We start from the raw sequence: 21,938 nt of genomic DNA, 5'->3' as shown, positions 1-21,938 counted from the left end.
GTCACTACCAGGGAAGGCGCCCATGCCCGAAGCACCCACTGTCACCTGCCCGTTCTCCACCCGAGCCGACGCCATCGGCGCTCCCGACCCGCAGCGGGCGCGGATGCGGGAGACCGGCGCCCTCGTCCAGGCGGAAGCGCCGGCGGGCGGGCCGGTCTGGATCGTCACGGACGCCGACCTGGCCCGCGAGGTCCTGACCGACACCCGCTTCGCCAAGGACACCGCCCTCGCGCCGCCGCACTGGGACGCCCGCGCGGCGGGGCTCGAACCCACCGCCGCCGAGCAGCTGTCCGTGACCACAGTGGACGGTGAGGCGCACGGTCGGCTGCGGCGCGCGTTCGCACCGCTGTTCGGCGCGGCCAGGATGCGGGCGGCCTACCCGCGCATGCGGGCCGTCGCCGAACGGCTGCTCGCCCGCCTCGGCCCCGGCGAGGTCGACCTCGTCCAGGACTTCACGACCAGGTACCCGCTGGCCGTCCTGTGCGACCTGCTCACCATCCCGGACGAGCACGTCGACAGCGCGATGCGCGCCTGCCGGCTCATGCACACCGACTACCCGGACCACGTGGGGCAGGCCATGGCCGCCTTCGCGGACCTCGCGACCGCCGCGCTCGACGGCGGCGGACCGGCCGACGAGCTCGCGGCCCGGATGCCGCCCGGCAGCACGCGACGGGACCTGCACTACCAGGTCTTCACCCTGCTGTTCGCGGGCCAGCTCACCACCGACCTGACGATCGGCTTCCTCGTGGCACGCCTGCTCGGCGATCCCGCGGCGCCGGCCGACGACGACGAACTGGTCCGGGACACCCTCCGGCGCCACCCGCCGGCGCCGTTCACGCTGTGGCGCTTCACGTCCACCGAGCTGGACCTCGCCGGGACCCGCCTGCCGGCGAACGCGCCCGTCCTCGTCGACATCAAGGGCGTCAACGAGAGCGGCGGCGACCTCACCTTCGGCGCGGGCCCGCACTACTGCATCGGCGCCCAACTGGCACAGCTCGAACTCCGCGCCCTCGTCGAAACCCTCCGCACCCACTACTCCGGAGCCCGGCTCACCACCCCGTTCGACGACCTCCGCCACAGCGGGCCCGGCGGCATCATGGGCAGCCGCCTGCACGCGCTCCCCGTCGTGCTGCGATGACCACTGGAACCGGTGGCACGGAAGGTCCTACTCGATCGTGTGACACCACCTTTCCTTGACAGTCCACGGGACCGACGGTCAGTCTCGAAGCGGCGACGACCTGGGGAGTCGTCGCCGATCGAACTTCGACGTGATAACGGGGGGAATCATGTCGGTGAGCGAGTGCACCCTGCGCGAGGAGCAGGGCACCACCGCGAATCTGGTCGAGCGGCTGGAGGAGCTGGCGCGCGACCGCGGCTGGCTGGACCGGCCCGCCTACCACGTCGACGACGAGACCTACCGGTTCGCCGACGTCTACGAGGGCGCGGGCCGAGCCGCCGCCGCGTACACCGCGCGAGGGCTCGGGCCGGGCAGCAGGATCGTGCTCGTCCTGCCGGACGGCATCGACGCGGTGTGGGCGTTCCTCGGCGCGCTGCGGATCGGTGCGGTCGCGGTGCCGGTGAACTCGACCATGCACCCGGACGAGCTGCGCCGCGCGATCGTGATCGCGGAGCCGGACGCCGTGGTGTGCGAGGAGGACCCGGGCGGTCCGCCCGCGCACCTGATCGCGCCGGAGGAGCTGCGGGCGGGCGGTGTCGCGCCGCACGCGCCGGCCACACCGGACACCCCGGCGTACGCGGTGTTCACCTCGGGCACGACGGGCGACCCGAAGCTGTGCTTCCACACCCACGGCGACCCCGGCGTGTACGAGCGGGCGATCGGGTCGGTCGTCGACATCACGCCGGACGACGTCACGTTCTCGGTGTCGCGGATGTACTTCGCGTACGGCTTGGGCAACTCCGTGTTCCTCCCGCTGCACCGCGGCGCCACGACGGTGCTGTCGCGGGCGCGGGCGAGCGAGGACGACGCGTTGCGGATCATCAAGGAGCGCGGCGTGACGGTGTTCTACGGCCAGCCGAGCTTCTACGCCCGGCTGTCGCGCCACCCCGATCACGCGCTGCTGTCCGGGCTCCGGCTGGCGCTGGTCGCGGGCGAGGTGCTGCCGGCGCCGCTGGAGGCACGGCTGCGTCAGGTGCTCGGCGAACGGCTGCTGAACATCTTCGGCACGACGGAGATCGGGCACGCGTTGGTGGCCAACGCGATCGGCCACCGCCGTGACCACACGATCGGGCGAATCCTGCCGCCGTACCGGATGCGGATCGTGGACGAGGCGGGCGCCGAGGTGCCGCCGGGCGTGCCGGGCGCGCTGGAGGTGGCGGGTCCGTCGATCGCGTTGGGCGTGGCACGGGGCAGCGACCCGCCGTCGCGGGCCGGGGACTCCTGGTACGCCACCGGCGACGCGGCCACCGTGGACGAGGACGGGTACGTGCGGCTGCACGGCCGGTTGGACGACGTGGAGATCGTCGGCGGCCAGAACGTGCACCCGGCGGAGACCGAGGACCACCTGATGCGGCACCCCGACGTCCGCGAGGCCGCGGTGTGCTCGGCGCGGCGCGGGAACGGTGTCACAGCGCTGCGCGCGTTCGTCGTCCTGGACGACGGCGCGTCGCCGGAGCGGGTGCGGGCCGAACTGCTCGCCGGCGCGCGGGCGGCGCTCACCTGGTACAAGGTCCCGGAGGACGTGGTCTTCGTGGCCGAGCTGCCCCGCACGCCGACGGGGAAGCTGCGCCGACGGGTGATCCGCGCGATGGCGGGGGGTTGATCCGGTGGAGCAGGGCGGTGTCAACGGGAAGGCCGCCGCGGCGGTCGTGGTCACCATGGTGCTGTGGGCGTCGGCGTTCGTCGGCATCCGGTACGCGGGCGAGCACTTCGAGCCGGGGTCGCTGGCGCTCGGCCGGTTGCTGGTCGGCGCGATCGCGCTCGGTGCGATCGCCGCGGTGCGCGGGGTCGGCGTGCCGCCGAGAGCGGCGTGGCCGGGCATCATCGGGTCCGGGGTGTTCTGGTTCGCGCTCTACATGGTGGCGCTGAACTGGGGTGAGCGGCACGCCGACGCGGGCACGGCCGCGCTGATCGTCGGCGTCGGCCCGATCCTGGTGGCGTTCCTGGCCGGGTGGCTGCTCCGCGAGGGTTTCCCGGCACGACTGCTGGTCGGGCTCGCCATCGCGTTCGCGGGCGTCGCGGCGGTCGGGCTCGTCGACTCCGGCGGCGGCTCGACGACCCGGGGCGCGCTGCTCTGCCTGGTCGCGGCGGCCGGGTACGCGGTCGGCGTCGTGGCGCAGAAGCCCGCCCTGCGGCACGCGTCCGCGTTGCAGGCCACCACGTTCGGCTGCGTGGTCGGCGCGGTCGTGTGCCTGCCGTTCGGCGGGCAGCTCGTCGGCGACCTCGGCGACGCGCCGGCGAGCGCCACGCTCTCGGTGGTGTACCTGGGCCTGCTGCCGACCGCGCTGGCGTTCTACACGTGGGCGTACGCGCTATCCCACATGACCACCGGCAAGCTCGGCGCCACCACTTACCTGGTGCCGGCGATCGTCGTGGTGCTGTCGTGGGCGCTGCTCGACGAGGTGCCCGGTCTCGTGGCGCTGGCGGGCGGCGCGCTCTGCCTGGTCGGCGTGGCGGTGTCGCGCGGCAAGCCCGCACCCGCCGTGACGGCGGCGAGGTGACCGGCGGCGTCGGGTGAGGACGCTGAGCGCCCTCACCCGACCCGGACGTGCGGTCAGGCGGGCTGGTCCTTCTCCGCCGGGAGCCAGACCTGGAGGTTCGTCGGGTCGAACGGGATCGAGACGTGCTCGTTCGTGATCGACCACGTGCCGTCCGACCGTCGCAGGCAGACCGTCTCCCGCACCCAGATCGACCGCTGGAAGCCGCCTCTGCGCTCACCCGAGTCCAGGTGGAGCATGTTGGCGAACGCGACGTCACCGCTCGTCACGATGGTCCGGTCGTGCGTTTCCAGGGTGATGGGCCCTTCGTAGCCGTCGAACCACCGCAGGAAGTTGCGCCGCACTTCCCCTGTCCCGGTGAACCGGAGAGGTGGCACGACGTCGTAGTAGACGATCTCGGGGGAATAGCAGGACATCAGCCGGTCGATGTCCTTCGACTGCTGGGCGGCGGCGCGGCCTTCCAGGAAGGCCACCACTTCGGACTCGTTCGAGCTCACCATGTCTCCGTTCGAGGGTTCTGGGGATGTCACGCGGCGCGGCCGGCCTTGAGCGCGGTCGCGATGTCGACGACCCGGCGAGCCTGGTGGCGGGCCGCCGCCAAGGTCACCTCGCCGGGCGCGCCGGTCCCGGCGACGTGCGACGTGCCGTAGGGGTTCCCGGACCGGAACTGGATCGGGTCGGTGTACCCGGGCGGCACGATGACGCCGCCCCAGTGGTGGAAGGTGGTGCTCAACGCCAGGATCGTGGACTCCTGCCCGCCGTGCGGGCTGCTGGAGGCGGTGAAGGCCGAGTACACCTTGTCCGCGAGCTTGCCGTGGAACCACAGCGGTCCGGTCGTCTCGATGAACGCCCGGAGCTGCCCGGCCGGGCTGCCGAAGCGGGTCGGCGCGCCGAACAGCACCGCGTCGGCCCACTCCAGGTCCTCGTGGGCGGCCTCGGCGACGTCGGCGGTGCTCCGGACGTGCGCGGCCCACTCCGGCCGGGAGTCGACGGCTGCCGCCGGGGCCGTCTCGGCGACCTTGCGCAGCCGCACGTGCGCGCCGGCCTTCTCCGCGCCCTCGGCGGCGGCTTGCGCCAAGGCGTGCACGGTGCCGGTGGCGCTGTAGTAGACGATCGCGACGTTCACCGCGGACGGCTCAGGGCTCAAGGTCGGCCACCCCTCGGCCCGTCGCCACGTCGAACGGCACGGAGACCTGGTCGTGCGCGATCAACCACCGGCCGTCGACCTTCCGGAAGCCGAACGTGGCCCGGACCCACATGCCGTTCGTCACCACGCCGGTCCGCGTCGTGCCGCTGAGCCGGCCGAAGCCGTGCCCGAACGCCACGTCGTCGCCCACGGTGAACCTCAGGTCCCGCACCTCGTAGTCCACTTCCCGGAAGAACGCGAACACGTTCGCCCAGTTCTTCGACTTCGCCGCCACCCCGACGTGCTGCAACGGCGGCTCGACGTCGAAGGACACGACGTCCGTCGCGTAGATCCGCTCCAGGCCTTCGAGGTCCTTGGCCCGGAGCGCTTCGACGATCCGGTCGACTTGCCGCCGGATCTCGGATTCCTCCGCCTCGCGGTTCACAGGCATCGCCACCCACCCCTTTCTCGACTTGCCCGGTACGACGACGCAGCCGGCCGGAATGTGAGGCGGGCACGGCGACCTGACGTTTCGGCGCGCTGTCCCGTCGGAGAGGGTGAGGGCAGAGCCGACCCAGGGAGCGGAACCATGACCGACCACTCAGGACCCGGGCACGACCGGTCCGACGCGGGGTTGAGCGCGATCGTCAGCGAGCGGCGCCAGCTGATCAACCTCGCCTACCGGCTCCTCGGCTCCCTGGCCGAGGCCGAGGACGTCGTCCAGGAGACCTACGCCCGCTGGTACGCCCTGTCCCCGCGGCAGCGCGACGCCATCGAGTCGCCCGGCGCCTGGCTCACGACGGTCGCCGGCCGCGTCTGCCTCGACCTGCTCGGCTCGGCGCGGGCCAGGCGTGAGCGCTACGTGGGCGAATGGCTCCCCGAGCCGCTGCCCGACCGGACCGAGTGGGCCGGCGGGCGACCGGGTGCCGCCACCGCCGACCCGGCCGACCGGATCACCCTGGACGAGTCGGTCAGCATGGCGTTCCTCGTGGTGCTCGACTCGATGACGCCCGCCGAGCGCGTCGCGTTCGTGCTGCACGACGTCTTCCGCTACCCCTTCGGCGAGGTGGCCGAGATCGTCGGCCGCACCCCGGCCGCCTGCCGCCAGCTGGCCTCGTCGGCCCGTCGCCGCATCCGCGCCGCGCAGGCCCCCACGACCCCGACCGCCCGGCAGGCCCGGATCGTCAGGGAGTTCAAGCAGGCGTTCGAGGCCTGGGACATCGACGCCCTCGTCGACCTGCTCGCCGACGACGCCACGGTGATCAGCGACGGCGGCGGCCTGGCCCGCACCTCGCTGCACCCGGTGGAGGGCGCCGAGCGGATCGCGCACGCGCTGCGCCACCTCGCGGACCGGCTGCGCGGCCAGACGGTGCTGGAGCGGACGGTCAACGGCCAACCCGGCCTGGTCGCCCAGCAGGACGGCGTCACGGTGTCGGTGTACGCGTTCGAGATCGAGGACGACCGGATCAAGCGGATCTGGGCGGTGCGCAACCCGGAGAAGCTCCGCCCGTGGACGACCGGCTGACCGTCAGCGCTCGTCCCGGGGCGCTCCGGCGGTCCAGTCCCAGTCGGTGATCGTGGCCCGCATCAGCCGGGCGGCGGCGGACAGGCGGCTGTCCGCGCTCCAGAACAGGGTGACCGTGCGGCGGCAGTCGGCGCTGTCCACGGCGACCCAGGCGCCGGGGACGCGGGCGGCGGCGCGCAGCGCGAACGCCGGCACGAGGCCGACGCCGAGCCCCGCGCTGATCAGGCCCGCGATGGCGCTGGGCTCGTCGCTCTCGCAGACGATCTTCGGGGTGAGGCCCCGTGCGGCGAAGAGCCGATCGAGCAGCCGGCGGATCCAGTGCCCCTGGCGCGCGGTGATGAAGGGCAGGTCGGCGAGCTCCTCGACGCTCACCGAGGCGCGGCTCGCGAGCGGGTGGCCGGGCGGCGTGCCCACACCGACCGCCTCCTCGAAAAGCCGCGCCGACTCAAGGCCCTCGGCGTGGATCGGCTGCGAGGCCACGCACAGGTCGACGTCCTACGCCCGCAGGCGGCGGGCCATGTCCTCCGCCGGCGACCAGTGCAGTTCGACCTCGACCGACGGGTGGGCCCGCTTGTAGGACGCCAGCGGCCCGGTGAGGGTGAGGAAGGTCTCCGACGCCAGTCGCACGGCGCCCAGCCCGTCGCCGGCGGCTTCGGCGACCGCGCGTCGTCCCGCGTCGAGCTCACCGAGGGCGCGTTCGACGTGGTCGCGGAAGAGCTTGCCCGTGTCGTTCAGCCGGAGCCGGCCGCCGCGGTCGAACAGCGGCGCGCCGAGTTCGCCCTCCAAGCGGGCGATGGTGCGGCTCAGCGACGGTTGGGCGACGTGCAGCTCGTCAGCGGCCCGGCTGAGGTGCTCCAACCGTGCCACCACCAGGAACTGCCTGAGCGAGTTCAGCTCCACCATGCCTCCGCGCGCATAACGCCATAGCAATATTGATCTTAGACACGATATCTCGCAGGTCATAGCGTCAGCGGCGTTCACCCCAGAGATCACAGTGAGGAGGGATCCCTCATGGCCACCAGGCCGGGATCCGCCGCCGCGCCCCGGACCGCGCCGACCGGATGGGTCTACCGGGCCGTCGTCAGCGCGCACGTGGTGGCGGTCGTCGCCCAGCCGGTGTTCGCCGGCGCGTACCTGACCGGGGACTTCGACAGCCTGCGCCGGCACGCCGTCGGCGCCGACGTGACCTCCTCCCTCGGCTACGTGCAGGTGATCGTGGCGATCGTGGTGTGGGCGCGGCTGCGCGAGGCCGGGCCGTTCCTGGCCACGATGGCGGTGGTGGTGGCCGAGACGGCGCAGTACTTCGCCGGGTTGGCCGGCGCGCTGTGGCTGCACGTCCCGCTGGGCGTGATGACCGTCGCGGCGCTCGTCGTGCAGTTCATCGACGTCTGGCGCCGACCCTTCCCGCGACGGGAGGCCCGCGATGCGTGACGGCCTGACCAGGCGGCGGGTGCTCGGCATCGGCGGCGCGCTCGGGCTGCTGGCGGCCACCGGGCTGTCGGCGTCGGCCGTGCTCGCCCGCCGACCGTCGACGACCGGGGCCGAGCTGCGCAGCGCCGTGCCGCTGCCGCCGCCGTTCCGGGTGCCGCTGCCGATACCCCCGGTGCTGGCGCCGGTCGGCCCCGGCCGCTACGAGATCACCCAGCGTGAAGCGAGCGCGGAGATCCTGCCCGGCGTCAGGACGCCGTTGTGGACCTACGAGGGCACGTTCCCCGGGCCGACGATCGAGTCGCGGCGCGGCCGGCCGGTCACCGTGACGCACCGCAACGAGCTGCCCGTGCCGACCGTCGTGCACCTGCACGGCGGTCGGACGCCGGCGGACTCCGACGGGTACCCGACCGACCTGGTCCTGCCCGACCGGCACGACGCCACCGGGCACGGCGGGCACGGCATGCACGACCCGCGGGCCGTGGTGTCGAGGCTGACGCGGGACTACGCGTTCCCGCTGGACCAGCGGCCGACGCTGCTCTGGTACCACGACCACCGGATGGACTTCACCGCTCCGGCGATCTGGCGCGGCCTGGCCGGGCTGCACGTCGTCCGCGACGACGCCGAGGACGGCCTCGGCCTGCCCGCAGGGCCGCGCGAGCTGCCGCTGATGATCGCCGACCGGGCGTTCGCGGCCGACGGCAGCCTCGCCTACCCCTCGCTCGACCCCGACCTGCGCGCGCGACCGGGCGTGCACGAGCCGTACTTCGCCGGTGTCCTCGGCGACGTGATCCTGGTCAACGGCGCGCCGTGGCCCGTGCACGAGGTCGACGCGGCCCGCTACCGGCTGCGCGTCCTGAACGCCTCCAACGCCCGGCACTACGAACTCGAGGCGGTCACCGACGACGGGCGCACGCTGGACCTCGTCCAGGTCGGCGCCGACCAGGGGCTGCTCGCCGCACCGGTCACCCACCGGCTGCTGCCGATCGCGCCCGCCGAGCGCTACGACGTGATCGTCGACTTCGCCGGTGTCCCGGTGGGCGGCCTCGTCCGGCTCGTCAACCGGCTCGGCTCGGGCCGCACCCGTGACGTGATGGCCTTCCGCGTCGCCCGCCGGGCCGCGGACGACAGCCGCATCCCGCGCACGCTGTCCACCGACCTGCCGACGTGGAGCCGCGCGGATGCCGTTGCGGTGCGCGACTTCTCCTTCCGCACGGGGCGGATGCACGGTGGCCGCGGGTGGCTGATCGGCGGGCTGCCGTTCGACCCGGCCCGCACCGACGTCACCACCCGCCTCGGCGACGTCGAGGTGTGGCGGCTGGTCGCCGACGTGCACCACCCCGTCCACCTGCACCTGGTCGGCTTCCAGGTGCTCACGCGCGGCGGCCGGCCACCGTCGCCGCACGACGCCGGCCTCAAGGACACCGTCTCCCTGCGGCCCGGCGAAGCGGTGGAGATCATCACCCGCTTCGACGGCTACCCGGGCCGCTACCTCTTCCACTGCCACAACGCCGAGCACGAGGACATGGGGATGATGGCGAACCTGGAGATCATCTAGCGCGCCGGTGCCGAATGGAGGTCATCGTTCGGACGGTCGGCGGACATGGCGGTAATCCGCACCGGAGCGGCCATTCCGGGCGCCGACGCCGCCGCACTCCGATGTGGCCGCATAAGCGCTGGTCAGCCGCGCGCGATTCCCGATATGCGGAAATCCGCGCCCACTACCCAATGTTTCGTTGAAGTTTCGGTGAGTGACGTATAGTGTGATGACTGGTCTGGGAGCGCTCCCATATTCCGCCGCCGCCGCTCAACCACCCGAAGAGTGGAGGTTCCTTTCCATGCGAATGCGCAGCACCTCCGTGTCCGTCACGCGACGGCAGGGCATCATCGCGTTGATCCTCGGCGTGATGGCCACCATGCTCGTCTGGTCGCCGACGGCCTCGGCCCACGGCACCATCGTCGGTCCCGCCACCCGCCAGTACCAGTGCTGGCAGACGTGGGGCAGTCAGCACACGAACCCGGCCATGCAGCAGCAGGACCCCATGTGTTACCAGGCGTTCCAGGCGAACGCCGACACCATGTGGAACTGGATGAGCGCGCTGCGGGACGGGCTGGGCGGGAACTTCCAGGGGCGGACCCCCAACGGTCAGCTCTGCAGCAACGCCCTCTCCCGCAACAACTCGCTGAACACCCCCGGTCAGTGGAAGCAGACCAGCGTCGGCAGCAGCTTCACCATGCACCTGTACGACCAGGCGAGCCACGGCGCCGACTACTTCCGCGTCTACATCAGCAAGCAGGGGTTCAACCCGGCCACCCAGAGCCTCGGCTGGGGCGACCTCGACTTCATCACGCAGACCGGCAGGTACGCGCCCGCCAAGGACATCAGGTTCAACATCTCGACCAACGGCTCCTACCGCGGGCACCACGTCGTCTTCACGATCTGGCAGGCCTCGCACCTCGACCAGGCCTACATGTGGTGCAGTGACGTGAACTTCGGCTAGGAACCGGCGAACCTGCCGGAACGCGGAAGTACCCCGGCCCGGCGCGGCAGCACTCGCGCCGGGCCGTTCTTCCGGGTCAGACGCTGAAGTACCGGATCGCCGCGCCGCCCGAGGCGGCCGTCTCCTCGAAGAACGTGACCAGGTCCCCGTAGTGGGACCGCAGGTATTCGAGGTCGTCGTCGTCATCCCAGAGGTGCTTCATGGGGTAGACCTCCTCCTCGCTGAGCTTCCGCGAGTCGTAGTGCTCGGCCAACACGTCGAACGGCGTCGCGCTCAGGGTCCTGGCGGACGCGGCGACCAGCCGGTCGTGCCAGCCGAACATGGTGCTCTCCTCGTCGATGGGGTCACCGTCCCCCAGCACGTCGACATCCACCCCGGCCGCGTGGAGCAGGAACTGGATGCCCGCCCAGGTCTTCTCGAGGAAGCAGTACGGCCGGTTCTCGTCGTCCACGAGCTCCCAAGCCAGTTCCGGGTCCTCGAGGGCCCGGTCCAGTTCCTCCGGGGTGACCCGGGTGAACGACAGCGTCATGCCCATTGATCCACCACTCCCACATCGGCCGCTGTGATCGGCGGCCAGTTTTCCACGGCCGCACCGACCGCGACCGGCGTTCGCCGATCCCGGTCGCGGATCGGCGAGCGCCACCGCGTCCTCAGCGCCGGAGCTCGCGCAGCGCCGACAGCACGGCCGGTGGTGGGCCCGGGTGGACGACGCCCAGGCGGTGGGTGGCCCTGGTCATGGCGACGTACAAGTCGTTGTGGCCGAGCGGTGCGGCGTCCAGGATCGCGGTCGGGTCGGCGATCAGGACCGAGTCGAACTCCAGTCCCTTGGCCTGGCCGGGGGTGAGCAGCACGACCTCGTCCGTCAGGTCCGTCGGTGTGGTGAGGGACAGCGCGGTCGCCAGGGCGCCGATGCGGGCCGGTGGGGCGATGACCGCCAGTCGGCCGCCCGCCCACGCCGCGGCCAGGTCGGCGACGACCTCGGGCAGCTCGGCGGGAGTCGTGCGGAGGCGCCACGGTGTTTCGCCGGTCGACCGGACCGACCGGGGTGGTCGCAGTCCGGGGTGGTGGGTGGCGAGCAGGTCGGCGGTGGCCGCCATGATCTCCGACGGCGTGCGGTAGTTGACGGTGAGCTGGGCGAGCCGCCAACGGTCGTCCACGTGCGGGCGCAGCACGTCTTCCCACGAGGAGGCGCCGGCCGCGTCCCCGGTCTGGGCGAGATCGCCGACGATGGTCATCGACCTGGTGGGGCACCGGCGCATCAGCATGCGCCAGGCCATCTCCGACAGCTCCTGCGCCTCGTCGACGACCACGTGCCCGAAGGTCGTCCGGCCCTGGCCGTCGCGTCCGACCAGCGCCTCCGCCTCGTCCAGCAACGGGACGTCCGCGGCACTCCAGTCCCACGCGGGCTTGGCGAGCAGGTCCGCCACCACGCGCTCCGGGGTCAGCGGCGGCCACACGCCGTCGAGCGCCACCCGGACGCCGCGGTCGGCGAGCAGCGAGTTCCGCAGCGCGGCCCGGTCGGTCTCGTCGAGCACGTCCCGTGCCACGCCCGGATCGTCCTCGTCGATCACGACGCCCGCCGCCGCCAACGCGCGCAGGTCCGCTTCGCCGAGCCGTCCGTCGACGCTGCCGCCGTCGATCGCCTCGCCGGTGTCGGTGAGCACGACGGCCTCCATGTCGTCGATCAGCCGTTGCGCGAGCACGTCCACGACCTCCTGCTGGAAGACCAGCCTGGCCCGGTTGTGCGGGAGCCCGGTGCCGGCGGCCCGCCGCACGGCACGGCGACAGGTGTCCGGGTCGAGCCGCAGCACCTGCTGCTCGAACTCGACGTCGACCGGCTCCTCGGGAACGCGAACCCGCGCCCGCACGGCAGCCGCCAGCCTGTCCGCCATGCCCGCCCGACCCTTGAGCGCGGCGGTGTCGGGTGGGTCCACCAGGCTGACCTCGACGTCCGCGCGCAGGTCGGCGATGGTGGCGGTCACCACGCTGTGCTCGCCGAGGCCCGGCAGGACCTGGCCGATGTAGTCGAGGAAGATCCGGCTGGGGCCCACGACCAGGACACCGCGGGTGCGCAGGTGCCGGTGCCGGTAGAGCAGGTAGGCGACGCGGTGCAGCGCGACGGCCGTCTTGCCGGTGCCCGGACCGCCCTGCACGACCAGCGCACCCCGGTACTCGTCCCGGATGATCCGGTCCTGCTCCCCTTGCAGCGTCGCGACGATGTCGCGCATCCGCCCGGCCCGGTCCGCGGTCATCGCCGCCACCATCGCGGCCTCCCCCACCAGGCTGCCGTCGGGGCTCTCGACGTCCTGGTCGAGCAGTTCGTCGTTCAGCCCGACGACCACCCGGCCGCGCGTGGTGATGCGCCGCCGTCGCCGCACGCCTCCCGGAGCGGCGGCGGTCGCCGTGTAGAACGCCTGGGCCGCGGGTGCGCGCCAATCCACCAACAACGGCTCGTCGTCCTCGTCCCGGAACAGCCCCAACCGTCCGATGTAGACGCGGCGGCCGTCGCGCAGGTCCAGCCGCCCGAAGCACAGCCCGTGCTCCACGGCGTCCAGCCGGGTCGTCTCCGCTTCCCAGACCGCTACCGCGTCCCGGTCCGCGCCGTCACGCCGCGCCGTCGCCAAGTGCGCCGCCGCCTCGTCCCGCATGGCGTCCACCCGTGCGTACAGGCCCGCCAGGTACTCCTGCTCGATCTCGATCTCACTGCCGCTCACGACCTGCGCCCCCACGAATCGACGACCAGTGGCGTCGAGGGTGCGCGGTGAACTCGCGAAGGAACAGTCTTGTTCTTCCCGGCGACCTCAGCCGCGCCCGTCAGGTCGCACCGGCACCCGCCCGTGATCGCCGGGCCGACGATCACGTCCCGCGGGTGGTGCACACCCACGAACACGCGGGCGAACACCATCAACAAGGCCATGGCCACCACCCACGGCAGGAGCTTGCGCCACGCGACGGCCGGCCCGACGGTCGCCACAGGCGCGAGCAGCGCCACGGCGGTGGCCCCGGAGTCGTCGCGACCGCGCGCCCGCCACCACGTGAGCGCGAACAGCGCGCCGAAGATCAGCAGGCCGAGGTCGGTGTACCAGGCGAAGATCCACCGCACCCGCTCCGGCGTCGCCGCCGCGACCTCGACGATCCCGTCGTACGGGTCGCTCCCGGACCGGGTCGTCCCACCCAACCGCACCTGGTCACACCCCCGTCCACCGACCCCCGTCCACGGGTCGACTCCGCTCGATGCGAAGTTGGGGGCGCAACGGGGCGGGCGCCGCGCACTTCCGGCACGGACCCGCACCCACCTCCGACACCGACCACACCTGACCTTCGTCAAGTCGCGCTGGTCAGCCACCGGAACCGACTTCACGGGGAGACTCCTCAGTGCACGGACCGTCCCACTACCCCTACCTGACGCGCCGCGTCCTGCACCTGTTCGAGCAGGGGGCGCTCACCCGCGTGTCGAGCATCGACGTCGAGCCCGATTACGGCCACGTGGTGCGCGTCAACTACGACGACGGCAGCCACCGGGTGCTGTACGGCAACGACCTCGGCCTCAACACCAGCGCGGCCGCCGACCTGGCGAAGGACAAGGGGCACAGCAAGTTCCTGCTCAGGACCATCGGCGTGGACGTGCCCGAGGGCAGGGAGTTCCTGCTCCCGACGTGGGCGGCGCAGGTCCGGGAGAGCCCGCGCCAGGCGGCGAACACCGGGATCCGGGAGGTCGACCAGGCCGACGGCTACATCGAGGGGTCGTTCGGCTATCCCGCGTACGTCAAACCCGTCGACGGTTCGAAGGGCATCGGCATCTTCAAGGTCTACGGCCGGGCCGAACTCCGCAGGGCCTTCGAGGTGCTGGAGGAGAAGAAGGTGCGCCTCGCGCTGGTGGAAGCGCCCGTCGAGCTGCCCGACTACCGGATCGTGACGCTCGACGGCGTGCTGGTCAGCGCCTACCGCCGGGTGCCCTTGTCGGTGACCGGCGACGGCACCCGGTCCATCGCGACCCTGCTGGACGAGCTGCGGGCCACGTTCGCGGCGAAGGGGCGTGACGCGCGCATCGCCGCCGACGACCCCCGCATCACGGCGCACCTGGGCCGTGCGGGACTCGACCTCCGCAGCGTGCCGGGCGAGCGCGAGGTGGTGCCGCTGCTGCCGATCTCCAACCTCTCCACCGGCGGTGTCGCCGAGGACGTGTCCGACGGGATCGACGAGCGCTGGGTCGAACTGGCGCGTCACGTGGCCCGCAACTTCACCCTGCGCCTGTGCGGCCTGGACCTCGCGTGCGCCGACATCACGGACCCCGGCGCCGCGAGCGCGGTGTTCGAGGTCAACGCCTCGCCGGGGCTCGACCACTACGCGCTGTCGGGCGCGGCACAGCGGCAGGTCGTCGACGACCTGTACGTCAGCGTCCTCGACGCCTACCCCTAGCCCGGCTACCGGCGGTGTGCTCCGGAGAGGTCGTGCCGGGTCACGGTTTCCGGCCGACCCCGCCGTAGATCACCATGTTCATGGCGGGCGTCTGGGACATGTCGCCGGGGCCGCCGGGCCGCCACGCCGCGCAGCCGACCAGGCCGGGCTCGACCAGCTCGAAGTCGCCGAACAGCGCCAGCACCCGCTCGTGCGAACGTTCGTTGAGCTGGTCGGCGCTGCGGCTGCCCTTGATCAGGTCCGTCACGTCGGCCAGGCTCTCGTCCTGGTCGTCGGCGGTGACGTGGGTGATCGCCAGGTGGCTGCCGGGCGCCAGCGCCTCGCGGTAGGTCGCCATCAGCCCCCACGGGTCGGCCTCGTCGGGGACCCAGTGCAGCATCATCAGCACCAGCAGGCCGATGGGCCGGTCGAAGTCGAGCAGCCCCCTGGTCTCCGGGTGGTCGAGGATCGCCCGGGGGTCGCGCATGTCGGCGTGCACGACGGCCGCGCGGTCGTTCTCCGCCAGCATCAACTCGCTGTGCGCCACCGCGATCGGGTCCTTGTCGACGTACACGACCCGGCACCCGGGGTCCACGGCCTGGGCGACCTCGTGCACGTTGGCCACGGTGGGGATGCCGGAGCCGATGTCGAGGAACTGGGTGATGCCCTGCCCGATCATGTGCCGCACGGCCCGGCCGAGGAAGGCCCGGTTCACGCGGGCCGCGGACCGGGCGTCGGGCATGATGCGCTCGACCTGGACCGCGAGTTCGCGGTCCACCGCGAAGTTGTGGGCGCCGCCCAGCAGGTAATCGTACGTGCGGGCCATGCTCGGCACCGAAATGTCGACGCTCGGGGGAATCCACTCCGGTTGCACCACTGCGAACACCCTTTCGGAAAGAGGGCATCATCCTAGTCGGCGGGTCGCGCACGTCATTGCGCCACCCGAGTGTGCGCAGTCACCCGATCGGCCACTGTCGACCTCACCCGAACGGCTTCTATCGTGGGCCGTCCCGTCAACAGAGGCGAGGAGCGGATATGTCCGTCCCGGTGGCCCCGGGTCGCCTTCCCGTGCTCGGTCACACCGTGTCGATGTTGCGCCGCCGACACCTGTTCACCGCATTATTGCGGAATCACGGCGACATCGTCCGAATTGACCTCGGCACCATGCGGACCTACTTTGTGACGGATCCTCGATTAGTCCACGACCTCCTGGTCACCAAAGGATCGTCATTCAGGAAGGGCGCCTTGTTCGACAGGTTCCAACCGGTCTTCGGCAACGGTCTGGCGACGTCGAACGGCGAGTTCCACCAGCGTCAGCGCCGGATGGTGCGGCCCGCGTTCCACCGCAACCGGATCTCCCACTACACCGCGACCATGGCGCGCGCCGCGGCCGACTGGACGGCCGACTGGCGACCCGGTCAGGTGCGGGTGGTCGAAGAAGACGCTCAGGCGCTGGCCGTCACCATCGTGGGCCAGGCGCTGTTCTCCACCGAACTGGGCGAGCGCGCGATCGACGAGGTGCGCCGGTCGTTGTTCATCGTGCTCAAGCAGGGCATGGTCCGCGCGCTGTCGCCGTCGTTCGTCCAGAAGCTGCCCCTGCCGGGCAACCGCGCGTTCGACGAGGCCATCGCGCGCATGAGGGCGATCGTGCTCGAGGTCGTGCGCGGGTGGCGGGAGGACGGCGTCGACCGGGGCGACCTGCTGTCGGTGCTGCTGACCGCCCGGGACCCGGACACCGGCGCGGGCATGTCCGACGAGCAGGTCCACGACGAGGTCATGACGCTGCTCGTCGGCGGCGTCGAGACCACTGCCCTGGCGCTGGCCTGGACGTTCCACGAACTCGCCCGGCACCCCGAGGTCGAGCGCCGCGTCCACGCCGAGGTGGACGAGGTGCTCGGCGGGCGCGCGCCCACCTTCGCCGACCTCGGCAACCTGGTCTACCTCAGGCAGGTCGTCAACGAGGTGCTGCGGCGGTACCCGGTGTGGTTCCTGATGCGGCGCACCCTCGCGCCCGTCGAGCTGGGCGACGCGGCGTTGCCCGAGGGCGCCGAAGTGATCTTCAGCCCGCACGCCCTGCACCACGACCCGGCGTCGTTCTCCGACCCCCACCGCTTCGACCCCGACCGGTGGTCCCCCGAACGCACCGCGCTGATCCCGAAGGGCGCGTACGTCCCTTTTGGCGCGGGCGCGCGCCAGTGCGTCGGGAACCTGTTCGCCCAGACCGAGATCGCCATCGCCGTCGCCACCGTGGCGGCGCGGTGGCGGCTGGTGCCCGTGCCGGGCAAGCCCGTGCGCGTCAAGTTCACCTCCGCCGCCTACCCCACCGGGATGCTGATGACGGCGGTTCCCCGAAACTGAGTTGGAGGCTTTGTCCGTGGGTTCGTTGCGTGTGCGCCGAATCGTCGCCGTCGTCCTGCTCGCCGCCGGGTTCGTCCTCGCACCCGGCACGGCAGGCGCGGCGCAGACCGCGTGCGAGGACGTGAGGGTGCCGGTGACGGTCGCCCTCACGGCGCACTCGGTGTACGGGCGGCTGTGCGTGCCGCCGGGCGCGACGACGCTCCAGGTGCTGGTGCCCGGCGGCACGTACAACAGCGCGTACTGGGACATCGGCCACGCCCCCGAGACCCGGTCCTACCGGCAGGCCATGAACCGGGCCGGCATCGCGACCATCGCCGTCGACCGGCTCGGCAGCGGGCGCAGCTCCAAGCCGTCGAGCGTCCTGCTCGACCTCTCCACCCAGGCCGGGGCGGTGCACGCGGTGGTCCGGTCGCTGCGGCCGCGGTTCGACCGGGTCGTGCTGGTCGGCCACTCGGTGGGCTCGGCGGTGGCCACCACCGAGGCGGCCACGTACCGCGACGTGGACGGCGTGGTGATCACCGGGTTGACGCACCGGATCAACCTGCCGGGCGCCGTGCCGGTGTTCACCACCCTGATCCCGGCCGCGCTCGACCCGCGCACGCAAGGGCGGGGCCTCGACCTCGGCTACCTGACCACGATCGCCGGTTCCCGGCACTCGTCGTTCCACGCCCCCGGCGCGGCGGAGCGGGGTGCGCTCGACTTCGACGAGGCCACCAAGGACGTCGTCACGCCGACGGAGACGTTGGGCACGGTGCTGATCAGCCAGCTCATCCCGGTCTCACGGCGGATCACCGTGCCGGTCATGGTCGTCATGGGCGGCGGCGACGGGAACTTCTGCGGCCCGCCGCTGGGCGCGGACTGCTCGTCCGGCGAGGCGCTGCGCGCGTCGGAGGGGCCGTTCTACGCGCGCGAGGCCCGGTTGAGCGCCTACGTCGTCCCCGGTTACGGGCATTCGCTCAACTTCTCGCCGAACGCACCCGGCTACCACCGGGCGGTCGCCGAGTGGACCGACGGACTCGGTTGACCACAGGGCTCCCGAACCGCCGCTCACACGGCGAACTCCACCCCGGCCGCCCTCAGCTCCAACCGGAGGGCCGCCAGGGTGATCTCGCAGTCCGAGCCGCCCTCGACCGGGACGTGGCTCAGGTCGTGGAACAGGGCCGCGTCATCGGGGTGGTGATCGAGACCGGTCGCCTCGAACCGGGAAACGCCCGTGAACACCACCGCGAACGCGCGCCCGCTGGTCGTGTGCGAGAAGCGCAGGCGGACGGCGCCACCAGTGGTGATCACGACCTCGATGACGTCGGCCTCGTTGTGCAGGTCGACCACGCCCAGGGCCGTTCCCTCGCACTCGACGATCCCCGCGTCCAACGCCCACGGTCGCATGCCGCGGAACACCGCACCCGACATCTCAACGCCTCCAAGGGTTCCTGCCGCGCTCGTTCCCGAGCACGGGTCAGACTTCGAGCGCCCAGCGCACGTGCCGCACCGTGGGCGTGAAGCCGGCCTTCTCGAAGATCCCGGTCGAGCCGAAGGGGTCCGCCGAGTCCACGCTCACGCCGGCGCGGTCGTAGCCCTGGTCCGCGACGGCACGCAGGGCGTGCCCGACCAGCGCGCCGGCGACACCCCGCCTCCGGTGCTCCCGGAGCGTTCCGACGAGCATGAAGCGGGCCTCGCGGGTGCCGGTGGCCGCCGTGTCGGCCTCCCAGTGCATGGTCACCAGCATGCCCACCGCGGTCCCGTCCGCCACCTCGCGGAGCAGGAAGCTCGCCTCCGGCCGGAACGTCTGGTTGGTGATCTTGTTCCGCCACGCGTCCACGGGCATCGGCGCCGAACCCCAGTGGTCCCGGAACGAGGAGTTCCGGATCGACCGGAACTCCTCGTCGTTGCGCTCCGACCACGGTTCGGCCCGCAGGCCTTCGGGGATGGTCACGGAGGGGACCGCGTCGCCGAGCGGGTGCTCCAGGTACTGGTAGTAGCGGACCGGCGTGAAGCCGTGGGAGCGGACGAGTTCGGGCACACCGGCGATGTGCTCGACCTTGTGGACGTCGACCACGAGCTTGAGCGTGGGGTGGTGCCGCGCGTGCACCACCTCCGCCGCCGCCACCCCGGCCGCCACGAGCGCGGTGCCGATGCCCCGGCGGCGGTGGTCGGGGTGGACGCCGCCGTCGAGGAACACCCGGTGGACCTCTTCCGCGACCGGCTTGTGGCGGACCTTCATGTAGCCGACCATCACGTCACCGTCGAAGGCGGCGAGGCTCGCGCGCTCCAGGTCCGCGTAGGGGTCGATCAGCTCCTGGAGGGTGTCCTCCTCGGTGTAGTTCTCGCCGATCCGGTCCGCGGTCTCGATGGCGTTGAGGAGGTCGGCCGACGCCTTGGCGTCCTCGACGGTGAGCGGCCGCCACGTGAGCGAGGCGGGTTGTTCGTCCATGCGGCGCACAGTATTGGCCGCGCGTGGGGTTGTCGCTCGGTTTCCGGTCCGGTCGCGGCGCCGGTCCCTTGTGGGCGATCGAGGCAGACGAACGCCGTTCCCAGTAGGTGAACGCTCGTCCGGACGGTCGCGGCGCGCAGGGTACGGTCCGTCGCGCGAGCCCGGACACCCCCATCGGGGGGCGTGTCCGCTCGACGAACTGGGAGGGAACCGAGCCGTGCGCCGTCCTGTCCGTGGCACCGCTGTGGCCGCTATCGCGCTGACCGCCCTCATGGTGGTGAGCGCCTGCGCGAAGGACTCCGGTGGCGACACCGGGTCGACCGACGTCGCCGGCGCCGCGTGCGAGTTCGCGACGCCGCCCAGCCCGCCCGCCACGTCGAGCACCAGCGCCGCCAAGAGCGAGGACGGCGACAAGGTCGACGGGAGCGGGCTGAAGATCGGCCTGGCCTACGACATCGGCGGCCGTGGCGACGCGTCGTTCAACGACCTCGCCGCCGCCGGGTTCGACCGGGCGATCAAGGACCTGGGGGTCGCGAAGGAGAACACCCGGGAGCTCTCCGCCGCCCCGAACGAGGACGAGTCGGTGAAGCAGTCCCGGCTGCGCCAGCTCGCGCGCGAGGGCTTCGACCCGATCATCGGCGTCGGCTTCGCGTACACCGAGGCGCTGAGGGTCGTGGCGCCGGAGTTCCCGGACGTGCGGTTCGGCCTGGTGGACTCGGCCGTGGAGGGCGCGCCCAACGTCACGCCGCTGGTGTTCGCCGAGCAGGAGGGCGCGTTCCTGGCCGGCGTCGTGGCCGCGTACCAGAGCAAGAAGTGCCACGTCGGCTTCGTCGGCGGCGTCGACATCCCGCTGATCCACAAGTTCGAGGCCGGCTACGTCCAGGGCGCGAAGGCCGCCGCGCCGAAGATCGTGGTGGAGAAGAAGTACATCACGCCGGCCACCGACTTCACGGGCTTCCAGGACCCGGCGAAGGGCCTGGAAACCGCGAAGGGCCTCATCGAGAAGGGCGCGGACGTCCTCTACCCGGCCGCGGGCGCGTCCGGCATCGGCGTCTTCTCCGCCGTGAAGCAGGCGGGTGTGCTGGCCATCGGGTGCGACGCCGACCAGTACAACCAGCCGGCGCTCGCGGACACCAAGGAGGTCATCGTCGCGTCGAGCCTCAAGCGCGTCGACGTGGCGGTGTACGACTTCTTCAAGGCCGCCGCGAAGAACGACCTGGACTCGTTGCCGGAGGTCTTCGACCTCAAGGTGAACGGTGTCGGTTACGCCACGTCGGGCGGCCGGATCGACGCGAAGCTGCAGGGCATCCTCGAAGGGTTCAAGGCCCAGATCATCGAGGGCCGGATCAAGGTCTCGGACAAGCGATAGTGCGATGCCACCGGGCGTTGCGAGGAAGTCCTCTCGCAACGCCCGGTGGCCGATCACCGGACCCGAGCGGGCTTGCGGCGTTCCAGCACCCAGTCCGTGATCAGCAGCAGGAGCAAGGGGCTGAGCCAGACCCCGATGCTCGCGGAGCTGTACTGGAGCAGTTCGGGGCTGCCCTTGAACGTGGTGCCCAGCTGCGGCGTGAGCACGATCGTGGCGACGACGTTGACGATCCGGCTCAGCACGATCGACATGCTCAGCGCGAAGCTGCGCGACATCCACCTGCGGTGATCCTGGTAGCGGCGCCGGCGGGCCATCCACAGCCCCGTGATCGTGACCGCCACCCACAGCGCGGAGCCCACGAGGTTGGCCACTCGCACGGAGGGCCCCGCCGCGGTGTGCCAGCCGATGTAGAGCCCGAGCACGCCGGCGGGCAGCGCACCGGCGAAGACGTAGATCCGGCCGGTGATCCGGTGCCCGCGCGGGTGGCTCGTGCGGAACGAGGGCCAGACCTGGAAGCACGCGGTCACCATGGCGACGGCGCCGAAGAGGACGTGCGCGACGAGCAGCGGGTAGTAGAGGTCGTTGCCCTCCGGCGGCGCCAGGCGGGACAGCGACGGGTCGAAGGTCAGGTAGGGCGGCACGGAGAAGGCGAGGAACACCGCTGCCACCGTCATCAGCGGCGCGATCCACGGGCGACGCCACCAGACCGGCGCACGGCGGGGCGGGGCGGTGCGCGGCGCGTTCGCGGTCGAGGTCATGACGATCCCCCCGTGACGGGGTCGGACCGACGGACGAGCAGGTGCGTACACCGTATTGGCGACATGCGTACACCGTATCGATCACGCTCTCGCAGACCACGTTTTACCTGCAAGAAGTGCACTAGTACGGCCAAGAACTGGACTAGTACGATTTTGGCATGTCGTCACCATCGCGGCCGAGCCCTCCCCACCGGCGGATCGTCGCGGAACTCCGCGCCCGGATCCTCGCCGGCGACCTGCGGCCCGGCGACCGGTTGCTCTCCACCCGCCAGATCGCCCAGCGGTGGGGCGTGGGGGGGGGGGGGGGGGGCCCCGGGGGGGGGGGGGGGGGGGCGGCGCCGCGGGCGGGGGGGGGGGGGGGGTGGCGCC

Annotated in this window: 23 protein-coding genes; 11 read left to right on the top strand and 12 right to left on the bottom strand. The window is 72.0% G+C overall.

What is annotated here, in order from left to right:
• Positions 1 to 22: 22 nt before the first annotated feature.
• From LNK82_RS03915 to LNK82_RS03905, 3 genes are all read left to right on the top strand, one after another.
• Positions 23 to 1,138, top strand: coding sequence for a cytochrome P450 (locus tag LNK82_RS03915; RefSeq protein WP_230565530.1), 1,116 nt, complete (start codon positions 23 to 25; stop codon positions 1,136 to 1,138).
• Positions 1,139 to 1,292: 154 nt separating this feature from the next.
• The gene (locus LNK82_RS03910; RefSeq protein WP_230565529.1) at positions 1,293 to 2,780 is read left to right on the top strand and encodes a class I adenylate-forming enzyme family protein; all 1,488 of its coding nucleotides are present in this window, start codon (positions 1,293 to 1,295) and stop codon (positions 2,778 to 2,780) included.
• Between the two features lie 4 nt (positions 2,781 to 2,784).
• A complete protein-coding gene (locus LNK82_RS03905; protein ID WP_308257155.1) occupies positions 2,785 to 3,678 on the top strand; it encodes a DMT family transporter in 894 nt (297 codons plus the stop codon).
• A gap of 53 nt (positions 3,679 to 3,731) precedes the next feature.
• On the opposite strand, the gene LNK82_RS03900 is transcribed toward LNK82_RS03905, so the two are convergent.
• The 3 genes from LNK82_RS03900 to LNK82_RS03890 are packed head-to-tail and all read right to left on the bottom strand — an operon-like array spanning position 3,732 to position 5,252.
• Complete coding sequence (locus LNK82_RS03900) at positions 3,732 to 4,175, bottom strand: YybH family protein (RefSeq protein ID WP_230565528.1); 444 nt, start codon at positions 4,173 to 4,175, stop codon at positions 3,732 to 3,734.
• Positions 4,176 to 4,201: 26 nt separating this feature from the next.
• Entirely contained in the window at positions 4,202 to 4,822 is a 621-nt protein-coding gene (gene wrbA / locus LNK82_RS03895; protein ID WP_230565527.1) for an NAD(P)H:quinone oxidoreductase, read from the bottom strand.
• Positions 4,812 to 5,252 carry a YybH family protein gene (locus tag LNK82_RS03890; protein WP_230565526.1) on the bottom strand — a complete coding sequence of 147 codons (441 nt, stop codon included), beginning with the start codon at positions 5,250 to 5,252 and terminating at the stop codon, positions 4,812 to 4,814. The genes wrbA and LNK82_RS03890 overlap by 11 nt, the downstream gene beginning before the upstream one ends.
• 138 nt (positions 5,253 to 5,390) lie before the next feature.
• Here LNK82_RS03890 and sigJ point away from each other — a divergent pair, with 138 nt between their 5' ends.
• Positions 5,391 to 6,326, top strand: coding sequence for an RNA polymerase sigma factor SigJ (gene sigJ / locus LNK82_RS03885; protein ID WP_230565525.1), 936 nt, complete (start codon positions 5,391 to 5,393; stop codon positions 6,324 to 6,326).
• Between the two features lie 3 nt (positions 6,327 to 6,329).
• Here sigJ and LNK82_RS03880 read toward each other — a convergent pair whose 3' ends face one another.
• Positions 6,330 to 6,812 carry a LysR substrate-binding domain-containing protein gene (locus LNK82_RS03880; protein ID WP_268995770.1) on the bottom strand — a complete coding sequence of 161 codons (483 nt, stop codon included), beginning with the start codon at positions 6,810 to 6,812 and terminating at the stop codon, positions 6,330 to 6,332.
• 9 nt (positions 6,813 to 6,821) lie between these two features.
• Complete coding sequence (locus tag LNK82_RS03875; protein WP_230565523.1) at positions 6,822 to 7,229, bottom strand: LysR family transcriptional regulator; 408 nt, start codon at positions 7,227 to 7,229, stop codon at positions 6,822 to 6,824.
• A gap of 108 nt (positions 7,230 to 7,337) precedes the next feature.
• Here LNK82_RS03875 and LNK82_RS03870 point away from each other — a divergent pair, with 108 nt between their 5' ends.
• From LNK82_RS03870 to LNK82_RS03860, 3 genes are all read left to right on the top strand, one after another.
• Positions 7,338 to 7,757, top strand: coding sequence for a hypothetical protein (locus tag LNK82_RS03870; protein WP_230565522.1), 420 nt, complete (start codon positions 7,338 to 7,340; stop codon positions 7,755 to 7,757).
• Positions 7,750 to 9,312, top strand: a complete 1,563-nt coding sequence (locus LNK82_RS03865; protein WP_230565521.1) for a multicopper oxidase family protein — start codon at positions 7,750 to 7,752, stop codon at positions 9,310 to 9,312. The genes LNK82_RS03870 and LNK82_RS03865 overlap by 8 nt, the downstream gene beginning before the upstream one ends.
• 280 nt (positions 9,313 to 9,592) lie before the next feature.
• The gene (locus tag LNK82_RS03860; RefSeq protein ID WP_230565520.1) at positions 9,593 to 10,255 is read left to right on the top strand and encodes a lytic polysaccharide monooxygenase auxiliary activity family 9 protein; all 663 of its coding nucleotides are present in this window, start codon (positions 9,593 to 9,595) and stop codon (positions 10,253 to 10,255) included.
• Positions 10,256 to 10,331: 76 nt separating this feature from the next.
• Here LNK82_RS03860 and LNK82_RS03855 read toward each other — a convergent pair whose 3' ends face one another.
• The 3 genes from LNK82_RS03855 to LNK82_RS03845 form a co-directional block, all read right to left on the bottom strand.
• Positions 10,332 to 10,790 carry a YfbM family protein gene (locus LNK82_RS03855; RefSeq protein WP_230565519.1) on the bottom strand — a complete coding sequence of 153 codons (459 nt, stop codon included), beginning with the start codon at positions 10,788 to 10,790 and terminating at the stop codon, positions 10,332 to 10,334.
• Between the two features lie 115 nt (positions 10,791 to 10,905).
• Positions 10,906 to 12,969, bottom strand: coding sequence for a HelD family protein (locus tag LNK82_RS03850; protein WP_230565518.1), 2,064 nt, complete (start codon positions 12,967 to 12,969; stop codon positions 10,906 to 10,908).
• Positions 12,966 to 13,439, bottom strand: coding sequence for a phosphatase PAP2 family protein (locus LNK82_RS03845; protein WP_230565517.1), 474 nt, complete (start codon positions 13,437 to 13,439; stop codon positions 12,966 to 12,968). Before LNK82_RS03845 ends, LNK82_RS03850 begins: the two co-directional genes overlap by 4 nt.
• Before the next feature lie 191 nt (positions 13,440 to 13,630).
• Between LNK82_RS03845 and LNK82_RS03840 the strand changes: the two genes are divergently transcribed.
• Positions 13,631 to 14,674 (top strand): hypothetical protein, encoded by a 1,044-nt coding sequence (locus tag LNK82_RS03840; protein WP_230565516.1) that lies wholly within the window; start codon positions 13,631 to 13,633, stop codon positions 14,672 to 14,674.
• 40 nt (positions 14,675 to 14,714) lie between these two features.
• Here LNK82_RS03840 and LNK82_RS03835 read toward each other — a convergent pair whose 3' ends face one another.
• Positions 14,715 to 15,512 (bottom strand): SAM-dependent methyltransferase, encoded by a 798-nt coding sequence (locus LNK82_RS03835; RefSeq protein ID WP_372470415.1) that lies wholly within the window; start codon positions 15,510 to 15,512, stop codon positions 14,715 to 14,717.
• A gap of 176 nt (positions 15,513 to 15,688) precedes the next feature.
• On the opposite strand from LNK82_RS03835, the gene LNK82_RS03830 reads away from it, so the two are divergent.
• Positions 15,689 to 17,011 (top strand): cytochrome P450, encoded by a 1,323-nt coding sequence (locus LNK82_RS03830; RefSeq protein WP_230565514.1) that lies wholly within the window; start codon positions 15,689 to 15,691, stop codon positions 17,009 to 17,011.
• 16 nt (positions 17,012 to 17,027) lie between these two features.
• Positions 17,028 to 18,035 carry an alpha/beta hydrolase gene (locus LNK82_RS03825; protein ID WP_230565513.1) on the top strand — a complete coding sequence of 336 codons (1,008 nt, stop codon included), beginning with the start codon at positions 17,028 to 17,030 and terminating at the stop codon, positions 18,033 to 18,035.
• A 23-nt stretch (positions 18,036 to 18,058) separates the two neighbouring features.
• On the opposite strand, the gene LNK82_RS03820 is transcribed toward LNK82_RS03825, so the two are convergent.
• Together LNK82_RS03820 and LNK82_RS03815 are read right to left on the bottom strand one after the other, a co-directional pair.
• Positions 18,059 to 18,421 carry a hypothetical protein gene (locus tag LNK82_RS03820; protein ID WP_230565512.1) on the bottom strand — a complete coding sequence of 121 codons (363 nt, stop codon included), beginning with the start codon at positions 18,419 to 18,421 and terminating at the stop codon, positions 18,059 to 18,061.
• A gap of 46 nt (positions 18,422 to 18,467) precedes the next feature.
• Complete coding sequence (locus tag LNK82_RS03815) at positions 18,468 to 19,442, bottom strand: GNAT family N-acetyltransferase (protein ID WP_230565511.1); 975 nt, start codon at positions 19,440 to 19,442, stop codon at positions 18,468 to 18,470.
• A 271-nt stretch (positions 19,443 to 19,713) separates the two neighbouring features.
• Here LNK82_RS03815 and LNK82_RS03810 point away from each other — a divergent pair, with 271 nt between their 5' ends.
• The gene (locus LNK82_RS03810; protein WP_230565822.1) at positions 19,714 to 20,811 is read left to right on the top strand and encodes a BMP family lipoprotein; all 1,098 of its coding nucleotides are present in this window, start codon (positions 19,714 to 19,716) and stop codon (positions 20,809 to 20,811) included.
• 53 nt (positions 20,812 to 20,864) lie between these two features.
• On the opposite strand, the gene LNK82_RS03805 is transcribed toward LNK82_RS03810, so the two are convergent.
• Positions 20,865 to 21,485, bottom strand: a complete 621-nt coding sequence (locus tag LNK82_RS03805) for a DUF2306 domain-containing protein (protein WP_230565821.1) — start codon at positions 21,483 to 21,485, stop codon at positions 20,865 to 20,867.
• Positions 21,486 to 21,938 lie beyond the last annotated feature (453 nt).

Origin of the sequence: Saccharothrix luteola (genome assembly GCF_020859565.1) — a bacterium.
Classification (GTDB): domain Bacteria; phylum Actinomycetota; class Actinomycetes; order Mycobacteriales; family Pseudonocardiaceae; genus Actinosynnema; species Actinosynnema luteola.
This window is presented reverse-complemented; position numbering and strand designations above follow the sequence as displayed.

Coding starts and splice junctions, on each gene's coding strand:
- LNK82_RS03915 (WP_230565530.1), top strand. CDS start 23: ATGCCCGAAGCACCCACTGTCACCTGCCCGTTCTCCACCCGAGCCGAC.
- LNK82_RS03900 (WP_230565528.1), bottom strand. CDS start 4,175: ATGGTGAGCTCGAACGAGTCCGAAGTGGTGGCCTTCCTGGAAGGCCGC.
- LNK82_RS03890 (WP_230565526.1), bottom strand. CDS start 5,252: ATGCCTGTGAACCGCGAGGCGGAGGAATCCGAGATCCGGCGGCAAGTC.
- sigJ (WP_230565525.1), top strand. CDS start 5,391: ATGACCGACCACTCAGGACCCGGGCACGACCGGTCCGACGCGGGGTTG.
- LNK82_RS03875 (WP_230565523.1), bottom strand. CDS start 7,229: ATGGTGGAGCTGAACTCGCTCAGGCAGTTCCTGGTGGTGGCACGGTTG.
- LNK82_RS03870 (WP_230565522.1), top strand. CDS start 7,338: ATGGCCACCAGGCCGGGATCCGCCGCCGCGCCCCGGACCGCGCCGACC.
- LNK82_RS03865 (WP_230565521.1), top strand. CDS start 7,750: ATGCGTGACGGCCTGACCAGGCGGCGGGTGCTCGGCATCGGCGGCGCG.
- LNK82_RS03860 (WP_230565520.1), top strand. CDS start 9,593: ATGCGAATGCGCAGCACCTCCGTGTCCGTCACGCGACGGCAGGGCATC.
- LNK82_RS03855 (WP_230565519.1), bottom strand. CDS start 10,790: ATGGGCATGACGCTGTCGTTCACCCGGGTCACCCCGGAGGAACTGGAC.
- LNK82_RS03830 (WP_230565514.1), top strand. CDS start 15,689: ATGTCCGTCCCGGTGGCCCCGGGTCGCCTTCCCGTGCTCGGTCACACC.
- LNK82_RS03820 (WP_230565512.1), bottom strand. CDS start 18,421: ATGTCGGGTGCGGTGTTCCGCGGCATGCGACCGTGGGCGTTGGACGCG.
- LNK82_RS03815 (WP_230565511.1), bottom strand. CDS start 19,442: ATGGACGAACAACCCGCCTCGCTCACGTGGCGGCCGCTCACCGTCGAG.
- LNK82_RS03810 (WP_230565822.1), top strand. CDS start 19,714: ATGGTGGTGAGCGCCTGCGCGAAGGACTCCGGTGGCGACACCGGGTCG.
- LNK82_RS03805 (WP_230565821.1), bottom strand. CDS start 21,485: ATGACGGTGGCAGCGGTGTTCCTCGCCTTCTCCGTGCCGCCCTACCTG.